Source organism: Bradyrhizobium sp. Arg816 (assembly GCF_029989365.1).
Lineage (GTDB): Bacteria > Pseudomonadota > Alphaproteobacteria > Rhizobiales > Xanthobacteraceae > Bradyrhizobium.
The window spans coordinates 217,183-232,159 of record NZ_JAPRAQ010000010.1; the positions used below are offsets into that span (position 1 = coordinate 217,183).

The window sequence follows — 14,977 nt, forward strand, 5'->3', positions numbered from 1 at the left end:
GGCTCCGGCCCGGAGAACGCCCATGATCATGAACGCGGTCTCGACCGATACGGGGTTGGACGCGCTGCTCACCCTGCTGCATTTGCAGGGTGTTGCGGCCGACCGCGACCAGCTCAGGCACCGGACCGGAACGGCTGTCTTTGGCGCAGCGGACATCATCCGCTGCGCCAAATCTCTCGGCCTCAAGGCACGAACCTATCGAACGCAGTGGAGTCGTCTGTCGGGCAGCCCGCTGCCCGCGATCGCGATGCTGCGCGACGGCAGCTTCATGGTCATCGCAAAAGCCTCCGCCGACAGGGTGCTGGTGCAATCGCCGCAGGCTCAGCGCCCGGTGCTGATGGAGCGCGACGAGCTGTGCGCGATCTGGGACGGCGGACTGATCCTGATGGCCCGGCGCGCCGGGCTATCAGACCTCGGGCGTCACTTCGATATCACCTGGTTCATCGCTGCGATCGGCAAATACCGGCGGCTGTTCGGCGAGGTGCTCGCCGCCTCGTTCTTCCTCCAGCTCTTCGCGCTGGTCTCGCCGCTGTTCTTCCAGGTCGTCATCGACAAGGTGCTGGTGCACCGTTCGCTGTCCACGCTCGACGTGCTCGTCATCGGCCTGGTCGTCGTCTCCCTGTTCGACACGGTGCTGGGTATCCTGCGCAATTATCTGTTTGCGCACACCACCAACCGCATCGACGTCGAGCTTGGGGCGCGGTTGTTCCATCACCTTCTGGCATTGCCGATGGCCTGGTTTCAGGCGCGGCGCGTCGGCGATTCCGTGGCGCGGGTTCGCGAGCTCGAGAACATCCGCAACTTCATCACCTCATCGTCGCTGACGCTTCTCATCGACCTGTTCTTCACGTCAGTATTCCTAGCGGTGATGTTCGCCTATTCGCCGCTGATGAGCTGCATCGTGCTGGCATCGTTCCCGTTCTACATCGCGATCTCGGCGGTGGCGACGCCGCTGTTTCGCCGCAGGCTGGACGAGAAATTCCGCCGCGGCGCCGAGAACCAGGCCTTCCTGGTCGAAAGCGTCAGCGGCATCGAGACGCTGAAGGCGATGGCGGTCGAGCCGCAGATGCAGCGCCGCTGGGAAGAGCAGCTCGCCGGCTATGTCTCGGCGAGTTTCGGCGTCACCAGCCTCGGCAACACCGCAAGCCAGCTCGTGCAGTTCGTCAGCAAGGTCGTGACCGCCGCCATTCTCTATGTCGGTGCGCGCCTCGTGATCGGCGACGCATTGACCGTCGGCGAGCTCGTGGCCTTCAACATTTTTGCGGGGCGCGTTTCGGCCCCGGTGCTGCGGCTGGCGCAGGTCTGGCAGGATTTTCATCAGGCGCGGCTCTCGATCGCGCGGCTTGGCGACATCCTCAACAGCGCCGCAGAGCCGGCTTATTCGGCCGCACGCGCCGGGCTGCCGCCGATCCGGGGCAATATTCGGTTCGAGCACGTGTCGTTCCGCTACCGGCTCGATGGGCCGGAAATCCTGCACGACGTCTCGTTCGATGTTCCGGCCGGGCAAACCGTCGGCATCGTCGGCTCCTCGGGCTCGGGCAAGAGCACGTTCGCCAAGCTGGTGCAGCGGCTCTACGTTCCTCAAGGCGGCCGCGTGCTGATCGACGGAATGGATCTGGTAATGACCGATCCGGCCTGGCTCCGCCGCCAGATCGGCGTGGTGCTCCAGGACAACATGCTGTTCAACCGCTCGGTGCGCGACAACATCGCGCTGGCCGATCCGACCCTGCCGATGGATCGCATCATGGACGCGGCAAAACTCGCGGGCGCGCATGATTTCATTCTGGAGCTTCCCGAAGGCTACGACACTGTCGTCGGCGAGCGCGGCTCGACGCTCTCGGGCGGGCAGCGCCAGCGCATCGCGATCGCCCGCGCATTGGTGACCAATCCCCGCATCCTGATCTTCGATGAAGCGACCAGCGCGCTCGATTATGAAAGCGAGCGGATCATCCATGAGAACATGAAGGAGATCGCCAGGGGCCGCACCGTCCTGATCATCGCGCATCGTCTGTCCACCGTTCGCGGTGCCGATCGCATCTTCACGCTGGAGCGCGGCCGTCTGGTCGAGGACGGCACGCATGACGCGTTGATCAAGACCGGCGGCCGATACGCGGCCCTGCATCGTCTCCAGGGAGGAATCTATGAGGTCGGCTAGCGCGGTGCCGGCCCCGCGGCCGGAGCAGACCGTCGTTCCCTTCCGGAACGCGAAGGGGCGGCGCACGGAAGAGATCGCCTTCCTGCCCGCGGCGCTGGAGATTGCCGAGGCACCGCCGTCACCGATCGGCCGGGCCATCGCGATGGCCCTGATGCTGCTTGTCTGTGCGGCACTCGCGTGGTCGGCATGGGGCACGATCGACATCGTGGCGTCCGCAACCGGGAAGGTGGTGTCGAGCGGGCGAAGCAAGGTGGTCCAGCCGTTCGAGACCGGGGTGGTGCGCGCCATCCACGTGCAGGACGGGCAGGCGGTCAAATCGGGCGACGTACTGATCGAACTCGATCCGACCGTGAACGCCGCAGAGCGCGATCGCCTGCAGGACGATCTCATGGCCGAACGGTTGAATGTTGCGCGCCTCCGCGCTGCGCTCGCAAGCGGCGAAGGCGCCTTCGCCGATCTCGTCGTGCCAGGAGACGCCGACCCCGCACTGGTCGCGACGCAGCGGCAGCTTCTCGTAAGTCAGGTCGGCGAGCATCGCGCCAAATTGGCTGCGCTGTCGCGCCAGGAGGCGCAGAAGGAGGCCGAGCACCAGACCATCGCGGCGACGATCCACAAGCTGGATGCGTTGCTCCCGGTCACCCAGCAGCGCGTCGAGATCCGCAAGATTCTGATGGAGAAGGAAATCGGCTCGAAACTGACATACTACGAGACACTTCAGCTTCTGATCGAGCAGCAGGAGGAGCTTCGTGTCCAGAGCAGCCATCTGAAGGAGGCCGAGGCGGCCGTCGCCGCGATCCGGGAGACCCGCACCCAGGCCGTGGCGGAGTATCGCAAGAGCCTGTCCGACGAACTCGCCAAGAGCGTGCAGAAAGCCAACGGCGTCGCGCGCGATCTGATCAAGGCGCAGCAGCGGACCCGGCTGCAGCGGTTGACGTCGCCAGTCGACGGCGTCGTGCAGCAGCTTGCGGTCCACACCGTCGGTGGCGTGGTCACGCCCGCGCAATCGCTGCTGGTGATCGTGCCGTCAGATACGCGGCTCGAGGTCGAGGCGATGATCTCCAACCGCGACATCGGTTTCGTCGAGGCCGGGCAGGGCGCCGCCGTCAAGATCGACACCTTCAACTTCACCCGCTACGGCCTGCTGGAGGGACGGGTGCTGAGCGTCTCGCAGGACGCCATTATCCGCGACCGTTCGCCGGGAAACGACCGCGCGCTCGGGACGCAGCGCGACAGCAGCGAGCCCAACGGGCAGGAGCTGAGCTACAGCGCACGCATCTCGCTCGATCGCACGCAAATGCAGGTGGACGATCGCCTCGTCACCCTGTCGCCGGGCATGGCCGTGACGGTGGAGATCAGGACCGGCTCGCGCACCATTTTGAGCTACCTGTTATCGCCATTGCAGCGCTACCGGCACGAGATCATGCGGGAACGCTGATGTTTGCCGATTAAGCCAGGCGTTTCAACGGCTTGAGTGGTCTCGCCGACGCTCCGGCCGCAACCGCCCCGCTACTGTGCATGGGGTTGTTTTTCAGATTTTGAGTCTAGCCCGCCGCCTCGTCGAACTGCGTGCTCGCCTCCAGCCACTGTTCCTCCGCACGCGCCAGCGCGTCGGCGGCGTTGGCGCGCGCCTTCGACAGTTGCGCGGCCTGCTTGGGATCGCGCGTAAAAATGTCGGGCAGGGCGAGCGCGGTGTCGATCTTGGTGATGATCTCGCTGACGCGGGCGATCTCGCTCTCGGCTTCCGCGATGCGCTTCTTCAGCGAGCCGCGATTGTCCGATCTTGGGCGCTGCGGCTTCTCGCTCGCGGCGCTACGCTCGCGCGGGGCGGGCTCGCCGTTGCGCGCCGACAGCACCAGGCGGCGGTACTCGTCGAGGTCGCCGTCGTAATTGGTGACGGTGCGGTCGGCGACGATCCAGAGCCGGTCGGCGCAGGCCTCGATCAGATAGCGATCGTGCGAGACCATGATGACCGCGCCGGGGAATTCGTTGATCGCTTCCGCAAGTGCTGCGCGGCTGTCGATGTCGAGATGGTTGGTCGGCTCGTCCAGGATGATCATGTTCGGGCCGAAGAAGGTCGCAAGGCCCAGCAGCAGCCGCGCTTTCTCGCCACCGGACAGTTTGGCGACCTTGGTGTCGGCCGCCTTGCCGGAAAAGCCGATCGCGCCGGCGCGGGCGCGTACCTTGGCTTCGGGCGCATCACCCATCAGCTTGCGGACGTGGTCGTAGGCAGAGCCGTCCTCGTTGAGCTCGTCGAGCTGGTGCTGCGCGAAATAGGCGATCGACAGCTTGTCCGCGCGCGTCACCCTGCCCGAGAACGGCGCCAGCCGTCCGGCGAGCAGTTTTACAAGTGTCGATTTGCCGTTGCCGTTGGCACCCAACAGCGCGATGCGGTCGTCATTGTCGATGCGCAGCGTAACGCGGCCCAGCACCGGGGCTGCCGGATCGTAGCCGACCGCGGCGTTGTCGACGGCGATGATCGGCGGCGACAGGATTTTTTCAGGGGCGGGAAAGCTGATCTCGCGCACGTCCGCGGTGACCAGCGCCGTGATCGGCTTCAGCCGCTCCAGCATTTTCACGCGGGACTGCGCCTGGCGCGCTTTCGAGGCCTTGGCCTTGAAGCGGTCGACGAAGGCCTGCAGGCGCGCGCGTTCGGCCTCCTGGCGCTTGACCGCCTTGGCATCGAGCAGCTCGCGCGCGGCGCGCTGCTCCTCGAAGGAGGAATAGGTGCCCTTGTAGAGCGTGAGCTTGCCGCGCTCCAGATGCAGGATCTGGTCGACCGAGCTTTCCAGAAGGTCGCGGTCATGGCTGATCACGATCACCGTGCGCGGATAATGCGCAAGGTGATCCTCGAGCCACAGCGTGCCTTCGAGGTCGAGATAGTTGGTGGGCTCGTCGAGCAGCAGGAGGTCAGGGGCGGCGAACAGCGTGGCTGCGAGTGCGACGCGCATGCGCCAGCCGCCGGAGAATTCGGCGCAGGGGCGAAGCTGGTCGGTGGCGGAGAAGCCGAGGCCGGAGAGGATCGCAGCCGCACGGCTCGGCGCCGAATGGGCGTCGATGTCGACCAGCCGGGTCTGGATCTCGGCGATCCGGTGCGGGTCGGTCGCGCTCTCCGCTTCGTGCAGCAGCGCGTCGCGTTCGAGGTCGGCCTTGAGCACGACGGAGATCAGGCTTTCGGGGCCGTTCGGGGCTTCCTGCGCGAGGCTGCCGACGCGCCAGCGTGGCGGCAGGGTGACCGTGCCGTGCTCGGCCGAAAGCTCGCCGCGGATCACTTTGAACAGGGTCGACTTGCCGGTGCCGTTGCGCCCGACCATGCCGACGCGCGCGCCGGGCGTGATCTGCACGGAACTCTGGTCAATCAGAAGGCGTCCGGCAAGGCGGATGGAGAGGTCGGTGATAGCAAGCATGCGGCCTTGTCACCGCAAGGCGCGTCGAACGCAACCCGTTTTTGCGTGAGCCTCACGTCAGTGCGAATCGCGATCGCGCTGCTTCAACTCGTCGAGGAGCTGTTCGAGATGCGTCGGGAGCCGCGGGTCGGGGCGCAGGCTCTGCTGGAGCCGTTCGCCCACGGCATCGCAAATCGAGCGGCTGGTGCGCCGGTCGATCTGTTCGCTGTCATTGGCAAGAAGGCCAGCCATTGTGGAGTTCCGTGTTCTCAAATTGATGACACGGTACCAAGTCCTTGGCCCCCAAATGGTTTCGCCACGCGCGGAGATTGCCCGGCACTCTGGTAAAAATTGCATGAGGCCGGGCAACATCCGCCCAAATACAAAGCCCCAGCGCAGGGGAACGCCGGGGCTTCGCTTGGAAGGTACCTGGGGGGCTTAGGTACCTCAGAAAGGTGCTGTCGGGCTCAGTAGCAGCGGTTGATCAGCCGCCAGCGGGGTCCCCAGGGGGTCGGGACCAGCCGGCGCACGTAGCAGCCGCCATAACCGTAGGAGACGGGGCCGCCGGCATAGAAGCGCGGTCCACCCCAGCCGTGATGCCAGCCACCGCCGCCGCCGTGCCAGCCCCAGCCGCCGTGCCAGTGAGCGGAGGCGGAGGTCGGCGCCAGCGCGGCACCCAGCGCAACCGCGGCGACAGCGGCAAGCGAAATTTTCCTCAACATGGTGATCTCCTAAAGACTGCCGGCGCGGGGCTATCGCGTCGATGAAAGGCCGCCGAAACGGTCCGCCTCATGATCGGGCTTTCGGTTTCGATAGGCCCGACCTTACGCCGGCGAAGCTGAACCGAACCCTGACGGGGGTTTCAGATTGGGTTCATCTGGGTGAAACGGGCGAAAACTTAATTCAGCCTAAGCCGTTGTCTCGCAATCATTTTTTGGGCGAACGTTTCGTGACGGCACTGCCGGCGCTCAGAATTAAGTTTTTAAGCCGCTCTGATAGAGAAGCTCTTGCACCACGACCCGGATGTCGCCGAGTAGCGGCTGTATGTCGCCGCGCTTAGCCACGAAAAATCGATTGTGAGCGGATTTGTCTCCGATGTCCTTGAGCCTCGGAAGCGCCGCTTTGAGATTTCTGCTCGGGCTCCACGAGCCAGTCGAAAGGGTGGCGTTGATCAGGTCTTTGAGAAACACGTAGTCTCCCGTTGGCCCTTTGATTTCTGCGGACGCCCCATGCTTCTCAAACGTCTCGATCAGAAGCGTTTCGACCAAACGTCTGATCATGACGGCGCAAGCATCGTACCAGCCTTTATCGAAGCTTCCGTTGATTTGGTTTGCGATCAGAGAGATGTACGTTCGAGTATCTCTTGTTAGAGATGTCATTAGAATTAGATGCGATTGAGCCTGCGCGCCTTCCTCGGGCGGCCCGATTTCTCGATCAACATCGTCCCGAATTGCCTTTGAGGCTGCCAGCGCGTTCAGGAGAAAATTAGACAACTCAGCCCGCCGGGTTGTTCGCGCCGTACAAATGCTTGGCCATGCTCTCAAACATCTTGTCGATTTGCTCGGCCGAAGACTCCGGCGAAATGTGAATTTGAATGTCAATATGCACGGCGGGATGTTTCGCGCTGGGCGAACCGTGCGCAGCGGCAGGTGACGCCGCTGCTGGTGCGGCATGAAGCGGGCCTGTCGTCAGAGCACCTACCGTGGCGTCGAAACCGCTCTGACGTGAAAAATCTGCTTCCTCAACAAGAGCTTTAAAGGTCTGCACCGTTTGGTTCACTACCTTCTCGCCGGCCGTCGAGCTTGTACTGAAGACGTGGGCTAGATCGGTCACCGTTCGCGCATTTGCGTCTGGATAGATCGCGAAAAGATCCGCGTAACCCTGTCGGATCGCTTTTCCCAGTACTTCTCGGTGGTTCTGCCCCCGATACTCACTCCAAAGTGGCGTCGGGATGCCGGCCCCATCCGTAAGTCCGATGAACTTGAGGACGCCAATCATCCCGGCATCATTGCTGGATGTGAAGCCTAGCGTCTTAAGATGTGCCGCTGAGAGTTTGGGTGGAATACCGGATGATCGGACCTTTCCAAGAAGAGTTTTTAGCTTTCCGGTGACGAGTGTGTACGGATAGGTAGGCAACGTCGCTACTCCCCAAAGTTCCCGGCAAGAAAAATGCAACTTGCAGTGAGTTGCAAGGGAATGCGCGGGTTTTTTCGCTATTATTAACAGCAGTCGCAGTCCGGTCGGTCTACGGCTGAAGGCAGTTAGGCGGGGTTCCGTCTCTGGCGCATTGGCACCTACTCTTGGCTTTGGGCACGCGGGGCTGCCCGATCAGCTCAGCCAGACATCATGTATCTCGAGCCAGCCCTCGGAGGGTAGGTTCCAGCGCATCGGCACTCGTGCTCTGCTTACCCTGCACGCGGCTGGACTGACGCCAGACCCCAAGGTTCATAAGGGGATCAATAGGCGGCATAATACGTTGGGTTAAGGATTGGGTTCTGTTGCATGAAATTGTTGTAATCCATGCTGGAATCCCGGGGCGGGCCCTGCGGCGAAGCGCCTGTGAGGCCGTTCTTGCGGTCGCTTGCCGTCCGGCGATGGCGCCGATATAAGCCCGGCAACTCGGAAACCACCGCTTTCTTCTCAAGGACAAGATTATGGCCATCGAACGCACTTTCTCGATCATCAAGCCCGATGCGACCGCGCGTAACCTGACCGGTGCGGTCAACGCCGTGATCGAGAAGGCGGGCCTGCGCATCGTCGCGCAGAAGCGCATCCGCATGACCAAGGAACAGGCCGAGACCTTCTATGCCGTCCACAAGGCGCGCCCCTTCTTCGGCGAACTCGTCGAGTTCATGACCTCGGGCCCCGTGGTGGTCCAGGTGCTGGAAGCCGAGGGCGCCATTGCCAAGTACCGCGACGCGATGGGTGCGACCGATCCGTCCAAGGCCGCCGATGGCACCATCCGCAAGCTCTACGCAAAGTCGATCGGCGAGAATTCCGCTCACGGCTCGGATGCGCCGGAGACCGCTGCGATCGAAATCGCGCAGTTCTTCTCGGGCAACGAGATCGTCGGCTGATCAGCCGATAGGTTAATGTCGACGGGGCGAAAGGACGTATTGTGAACTGGCTCTGGCAGATCTTCGATCCCGCTACGATCGGGGCATTCTTCACCCAGTTTCGCAACGAGATGGCCGAACCGACCTTCTGGATTGCGGTCGGCAAGATCATCTGGATCAACATCCTGCTCTCCGGCGACAACGCGCTGGTGATTGCGCTCGCCTGCCGCGGCCTCAAGCCGCGGCACCGGCTGTGGGGCATGATCTTCGGCGCCGGCGCAGCCGTGCTGCTGCGGATCATCTTCACCGGCATCGTTGCGAGCCTGATGGAGCTGCCTTACCTTAAGCTCGTCGGCGGTCTCGCGCTGATCGTGATCGCGGCGAAGCTCCTGGTGCCGGAGAACGAGGACGAGGAGGGCGTCGAGTCCGCCTCGCATCTGTGGCAGGCGGTGCAGATCGTCGTCGTCGCCGACATCGTCATGAGCCTCGACAACGTCATTGCGGTAGCCGCCGCCGCCAATGGCAGCGTGCCGCTGCTGATCCTCGGTCTCGCCATCAGCGTGCCGCTGATCGTTGCCGGTGCGGCCCTGATCATGGCGCTGCTGGCAAAGCTGCCGGTCCTGGTCTGGGCGGGTGCTGCGCTGCTCGGCTGGATCTCGGGCGAGGTGATCGCGACCGATCCCGGCATCGCACCGAAGCTGCACACGCTGTTCGACGGCCCGCTCGGTGCCTCGCTGGACAGCATGCTCGGCGCACTTCGCATTCCGCCGCAATTCACCCATGGCGGCGGAGGCGGCGAATATCTCTGCGCAGCTCTCGGCGTCGTCGTCGTGCTGGTCGTCGGCTCCATCTGGCGCCGGCGCAGCCTGAGCGCGGCCGCGCTGGAATCCTCCGAGCGCCACGCCAAGGCCTCGGCGGAGTAATCTCTACGGCATGATCTGGTTTTGCTTGCCTCTTCCCGGCGGGGAGAGGTTTTGCGCGTGATCATTTCGACAGGTTGCGACGCCCGCCGTCCCCACTGAACCGGTCATCATAGCTCCGCACGTCGGCGAGCACTGCCGCCCCATGGCGGGCGGGCGCGTCAGGTGGTCACGCACGGTGCGGTCCGGCACTTCGTGGAGTGACCCACAGCGCTCTCAACCTCAGCGCGATTTAGACTTTGACTTATTATAAACTACTGAAAATAAAGGCGTTTTTATTGACTCGGCGGCTTCTGCCGCGGCAGGTCGCTCCGGTATTTATTCCTGTCAAACCGGAAGCTGTTGAGAGATGTCTTCGAGAGCCACCTGCCGTCCTGTTGCTATTCTTGCCGCTACCGTCAAATCACATCCGAAGTTCTCCAGACCGACGGCTTTCGCGGCCTCTCTGGTCTCCATCGCCTTGTTCGGCGACGGCTTCCTTCACCGCACCAGCGCGCAAAGTGCAGCACCGGAGACGGCGACAGCCCTGCCGGCGGTGACCGTCACTGCCGACGTGCCGAAGCAGCGTGCACGCCCGCGTTTGAATCCAAGTCGAAGGGCGGGCCGTCAAAGCGCGCCCGCGAATGAGCGGGCCAGGATGCAGGCGGAAGCGAACCCCGCTGCCGCGAGGCCGGGCGCACTCCCGCCCTCCTACTCAGGTGGGCAGGTCGCCCGCGGCGGCCAGATCGGCTTGCTGGGCAACAAGGATTTCATGGACACGCCGTTCAATATCACCAGTTACACGGCGAAGAAGATCGAAGATCAGCAGGCCAGCACGATAGCCGACGTCGTCAGCAACGACCCTTCGGTCCGGTTCACCGGTCAGACCGGCGGCATTCTCGACTCCTTCTTCATCCGCGGCTTTCCGATCGGCGAGGGGAATGTCGGAGAAATTGCCTTCAACGGTGTCTATGGCGTTGCACCGAACTACCGTGTCTTCACCGACTACGTCGAACGGATCGAGATCATCAAGGGCCCGACCGCGCTGCTTTACGGGATGGCCCCGAACAGCAGCGTCGGAGGCACCATCAATATCGTCCCGAAGCGTGCCTCTGATGTCGATCTCACACGGGTTACGACCGACTATGCGACGAACACCCAGCTCGGCACGCATCTCGACGTCAGCCGACGGTTCGGCGAGAACCGCGAATTCGGAATCCGCGTCAATGGCAGCTATCACAATGGCGACACGCCGCTGGACAACCAGAACCGGGAGGCGCATGTCGGCGCCGCGGCGTTCGATTATCGCGGTGAGAAATTCAGAGCTTCGCTCGACTTCATCGATCAGGAAGAAAAGTTCGACGCGCCCACGAGACCGTTTCTGGTCGCAACGGGCGTAGCTGTCCCGACCGCGCCGGTCGGGAGGCGCAATGTCACGCAGGCCTGGGAATGGGCCAAGGTTCATGACAACTCGCTGCTGGCGCGCGCCGAATACGATGTGACGGAGTCCGTGACGGTGTTCGCCGACGGCGGTGGCGGCAGGACCCAGGTCGATCGCTTGTTCGGCACGCCGACGATCCTGAACGCGGCCGGCAACACCACGTCGACACCGGGACGCTTCAAATTCGATATCGACAGGAATGTCGCCGACGCCGGTGTGCGCGCCCGGTTTGAAACCGGCGCGATCAGTCACGCAGTGAGTTTCCAGGGCAGCTACTACACGGATCAGACCTCACGGGGCTCCGTGTCCGGGATGCCGGTTCTGTCCAACATCTATGCGCCGATCGCCCGTCCTGAGCAGTTCGTTGCTGCGCCCGCGGCTGTTCCGAAGCTTTCGGATACCGAATTGAGCGGCCTGGCGCTGGCTGACACTTTGTCGGTTTTTCAGGAACGTCTTCAGCTGACCGTCGGCGTGCGCCAGCAGGGCGTCAAGTCCAACAACTTCAACACCACCACGGGAGCGGTCACGTCCTCCTATGACCAGACGGCGCTCACGCCGATGGTCGGCCTCGTCGTCAAGCCCTGGAGCAACGTTTCGTTGTACACCAACTACATCGAAGGGCTCAGCAAAGGCGATATCGCACCGACGACCGCGAGCAATCAGGGGGAAGTTCTTGCGCCTTACTTCAGCAAGCAGCACGAGGCAGGCGTCAAGGTCGACTTCGGAATGCTGGCCACCACGATCAGCGTGTTCCAAATCACCAAGCCGTCGGGACAGTTGGGTGTCGACAAGGTCTTCCGCGCCGACGCCGAACAGCGCAATCGCGGCCTGGAGTTCACCCTGTTCGGAGAGGTGCAGCCCGGCCTACGAGTCCTTGGCGGCGTGACGTTGATCGATGCGGAGCTGACAAAGACAAGCACGCCAACCAATCTCGGCAAGACGCCGATCGGTGTGCCTCAGGTGCAGGCAAACCTGTCCGCCGAATGGGACACCCCGTTCGCACCCGGACTGACGCTGGTCGCAAACACCATCTATACGGGACACCAATATCTGGATGCAGCGAACACGCAGGTCGTTCCGGCCTGGACGAGGCTCGACCTGGGTGCCCGCTACAACACGCGGATCAACAACCGGCCGGTGACGCTGCGAGCCCTGGTTCAGAACGTGTTTGATACCAATTACTGGGCTGGCGTGGCGAGCTTCTCCGCATTGTCGCAGGGTGCATCGCGAACCCTGCTGTTGTCGATGTCGACGGATTTCTGAGGCGGGTCGGCTTTGACGCGCGCAATGGCGATGTTGCCGGCCCCGAATCTCACCGGACGCGCACGGCGCGGGCTTCTGTGGGCTCATCGATGGCTCGGATTGCTCGGCGGCATCGTCGTGGTGCTGATCGGCCTCACGGGTAGCTTCATCGTCTTCTATCGGGAAATCGATGCCGCCCTGAACCCGGCGCTTTACACTCCCGCCGGTCGCGAACGAAAGATTACGCTGAGCGAGGTGATGCGCGCCGCCGCGACAGCGGATCCCGCGCCGATTGCCACGATCCTGGCGCCAGATCGGACCTGGCCGGTCTGGGTCGTGATACATGCGCACGAAACTGCGGCAGGCCATTACCCGAATCGTTGGACGACCATGGTCGATCCTTCGAACGGGAAGGTGCTCGGGCGGCGTGACTACATCAACGCGTTCTCCCTCAAGGTTTATCGTCTGCACTACACGCTGCTGCTCTATGAGTGGTGGGGCAGAGAGCTGGTCGGCGTTGCCGGGTTCATGCTGCTCGGCTTGGCCATGTCAGGCCTCATCCTGTGGTGGCCGAGGCCGGGTCGATTCTGGCGATCGGTGTCGGTCCGCCGGGATGTTTCGCTACTTCGATTTGTTTTCGACGTCCACGGCACGGCCGGCTTTTGGGCGCTGCTCGCGCTCACGGCGATCTCGATGACCGGCGTCGGGATCATTTTTCCCGACGTGGTGCGTCCCATCGTTGGCCTTGTGTCGCAACCGACGGCCGATCCGTCGCCGCGGATCGAAGCGCCGCCCCCCACGGGGACACCGCCGCTATCACCCGATGCGATCATGCGGAACGCGCAAGCGGTTAAGCCGGGCCTGGCGGTTGCCATGCTGAGCCCGCCGACCGAAACGCGCAACACGTGGCGGGTGCAGTTCCGGGCCGCGGGTGCTGATCCCGCGGTACGTGCCCGGGGGGCGATCTGGCTCGATCCATGGAGTGGCGCGGTGGTGCACGATCGCACTTCATCCGCGATGTCGATGGGGGATCGCTATATGGCCGAACAGCTCTGGATCCATAACGGTGCGGCGTTCGGACTGATCGGACGCCTGTTGGTGTTCGCAGCCGGCTTCGCACCTCTCGCCCTGTTCATCAGCGGCGGGATCATGTGGCTCAAGAAACGTCCGGGGAGGATCAGGACCGGCTAGCTGGTCTAAAGCGCGATGAGATTGGAATGAATCGTTATCGCGCTTTAGGTTGTTGTTTGAGCATGATCTTTTCGGAAAACCGCTGCGCACTTTTCCGGATCATGCTCTAGCGCCGCACGATCGAGCCGGAGCGGCCGATCAGGCGGGCGAGGGCGCGGAAGCGACTGCCGACGCGGTCGGCGACGAGGTCGACGAGCCGGTGCTCGAACACCAGCATCAGATTGCGGCCATGGCTGCGGAAATGCGTGGCCGGCAGCACGCCCGGGCGTGCCGCCGAGATCAGATGGGCGACGCGGAACGCCGCGCCCAGCAGACGGGCGCGTTCGAGCTGGGCCGGTGTCAGCAGCTCCTGCATGGTCACCGGCGGCTGGTTCTCCTCGCTCAGGCCTGCATAGCGGTAGAACACGGACAGGCCGACGAAGGCGCGCTCGGTGTGGGTGATTGCGCCGAAATTGCCGTTGACGACCAGGCTCAGCGTCTGCTCGCCGCGATGGTCGGGATGCACGCGCCAGCCGATGTCGGAGAGCAGGCACGCGGTGTGGCGCAAGCGGCGGTCCTCCTCGGTCTCGCGCAGCTTCACCACGCGCGCGAGGCGGTCGGTCCAGGCGATCAGCTCGCGGGCGTGCTTTGCCGAACGCGACAGCAGCTGATTGAGCTCTTCCGCGGCGCAGATCAGCCCGTCCTTGTTGCGCTCGGATTCCGACAGCTTCTCGTGCAAGAGGCCCTCGCGCACGCCGAAGGTCGAGAACACGATGGACTTGGGTTTCGCCACGCGGATGATGTGCTCGAGCACCAGCGCCGCATAGGTGAGGAGCGGGCGCCTGGCATCGGCGACGATCTCGATGTCGGCCAGCATGTCGGCGGCCGCAAGCCGGCGGAGACGTCGCGAAAAGTCGAGCGCTTCAGCTGCGGAAATGGAGTAGCCGTGCATCACCTGGAGCGGATAGCCGCTCTGGATGATGTGGATGCGTGCGAGCGCGCGCCAGGTGCCGCCGACGGCGTAGAAGGTGCGGCCGCGGCCGGCGGTGAGCTGCGGCACCTCGTCGAGCTCCTCGCGCACGATACGGTCGGCGCGCTTGAGCGATTTGTGCGCGAGGTCCTGCAGCGCGAGGCCGCCGAGCGGCAGTGTCACGCCGCTCCGCACGCTGTTCTTGCGCACGTCGATCAGCTCGAGCGAGCCGCCGCCGAGATCGCCGACGATGCCGTCGGGATGATGGATGCCGGAGATCACGCCGAGCGCCGACAGCCGCGCCTCGCGCGGGCCCGACAGGATCTCGATCTTCACGGCGCAGATGCGCTCGGCTTTCGCGATGAAGTCGGGGCCGTTGGAGGCGTCGCGGCAGGCTGCGGTCGCAATCGCAAACACGCGACCGACCTGCATGACGCGGCACAGGGCCCGGAACCGCTTCAGCGAGGTCAGCGCCTTGTCGACGGCATCGGGCGCAAGCAGGCCCGTGCTCTGCACCTCGCGCCCGAGGCCGCACAGCGTCTTCTCGTTGAAGATCGGAATGAGGCTCCGCGTCAGTCCCTCGTAGACGACGAGACGGACCGAGTTGGAACCGATATCGATGACCGCGACGCTCGAGCCGCGCTTACGCGGCCGCTTCACG

At 63.7% G+C, this 14,977-nt stretch carries 12 protein-coding genes; 6 read left to right on the forward strand and 6 right to left on the reverse strand.

Features of this window, described 5'->3' with window-relative positions; translation table 11 throughout:
* Positions 1–22: 22 nt before the first annotated feature.
* Both OWC48_RS25040 and OWC48_RS25045 read left to right on the forward strand, forming a co-directional pair.
* Positions 23–2,155 (forward strand): type I secretion system permease/ATPase, encoded by a 2,133-nt coding sequence (locus OWC48_RS25040; RefSeq protein WP_282522341.1) that lies wholly within the window; start codon positions 23–25, stop codon positions 2,153–2,155.
* A complete protein-coding gene (locus OWC48_RS25045) occupies positions 2,142–3,590 on the forward strand; it encodes an HlyD family type I secretion periplasmic adaptor subunit (protein ID WP_282522342.1) in 1,449 nt (482 codons plus the stop codon). The genes OWC48_RS25040 and OWC48_RS25045 overlap by 14 nt, the downstream gene beginning before the upstream one ends.
* 106 nt (positions 3,591–3,696) lie before the next feature.
* Here the strand turns inward: OWC48_RS25045 and OWC48_RS25050 are convergent, their stop codons facing one another.
* From OWC48_RS25050 to OWC48_RS25070, 5 genes are all read right to left on the reverse strand, one after another.
* Positions 3,697–5,559 carry an ABC-F family ATP-binding cassette domain-containing protein gene (locus tag OWC48_RS25050; RefSeq protein ID WP_282522343.1) on the reverse strand — a complete coding sequence of 621 codons (1,863 nt, stop codon included), beginning with the start codon at positions 5,557–5,559 and terminating at the stop codon, positions 3,697–3,699.
* A 57-nt stretch (positions 5,560–5,616) separates the two neighbouring features.
* Positions 5,617–5,790 (reverse strand): hypothetical protein, encoded by a 174-nt coding sequence (locus tag OWC48_RS25055; RefSeq protein ID WP_282522344.1) that lies wholly within the window; start codon positions 5,788–5,790, stop codon positions 5,617–5,619.
* A gap of 215 nt (positions 5,791–6,005) precedes the next feature.
* Entirely contained in the window at positions 6,006–6,260 is a 255-nt protein-coding gene (locus OWC48_RS25060) for a sulfur globule protein precursor (protein ID WP_282522345.1), read from the reverse strand.
* A gap of 252 nt (positions 6,261–6,512) precedes the next feature.
* Positions 6,513–7,031, reverse strand: coding sequence for a DUF4145 domain-containing protein (locus OWC48_RS25065; protein WP_282522346.1), 519 nt, complete (start codon positions 7,029–7,031; stop codon positions 6,513–6,515).
* A 1-nt stretch (position 7,032) separates the two neighbouring features.
* Complete coding sequence (locus OWC48_RS25070) at positions 7,033–7,674, reverse strand: DUF5343 domain-containing protein (RefSeq protein WP_282522347.1); 642 nt, start codon at positions 7,672–7,674, stop codon at positions 7,033–7,035.
* A 518-nt stretch (positions 7,675–8,192) separates the two neighbouring features.
* Here OWC48_RS25070 and ndk point away from each other — a divergent pair.
* From ndk to OWC48_RS25090, 4 genes are all read left to right on the forward strand, one after another.
* Positions 8,193–8,615 (forward strand): nucleoside-diphosphate kinase, encoded by a 423-nt coding sequence (ndk, locus tag OWC48_RS25075; RefSeq protein WP_027535388.1) that lies wholly within the window; start codon positions 8,193–8,195, stop codon positions 8,613–8,615.
* A gap of 41 nt (positions 8,616–8,656) precedes the next feature.
* Positions 8,657–9,517, forward strand: a complete 861-nt coding sequence (locus OWC48_RS25080) for a TerC family protein (RefSeq protein ID WP_282522348.1) — start codon at positions 8,657–8,659, stop codon at positions 9,515–9,517.
* A 634-nt stretch (positions 9,518–10,151) separates the two neighbouring features.
* On the forward strand, positions 10,152–12,197 hold the full coding sequence (locus OWC48_RS25085; protein ID WP_282522349.1) for a TonB-dependent siderophore receptor: 2,046 nt from the start codon (positions 10,152–10,154) through the stop codon (positions 12,195–12,197).
* A 24-nt stretch (positions 12,198–12,221) separates the two neighbouring features.
* The gene (locus OWC48_RS25090) at positions 12,222–13,367 is read left to right on the forward strand and encodes a PepSY domain-containing protein (protein ID WP_282522350.1); all 1,146 of its coding nucleotides are present in this window, start codon (positions 12,222–12,224) and stop codon (positions 13,365–13,367) included.
* A gap of 106 nt (positions 13,368–13,473) precedes the next feature.
* Here OWC48_RS25090 and ppx read toward each other — a convergent pair whose 3' ends face one another.
* Positions 13,474–14,976, reverse strand: coding sequence for an exopolyphosphatase (gene ppx, locus OWC48_RS25095; RefSeq protein WP_282522351.1), 1,503 nt, complete (start codon positions 14,974–14,976; stop codon positions 13,474–13,476).
* Position 14,977 lies beyond the last annotated feature (1 nt).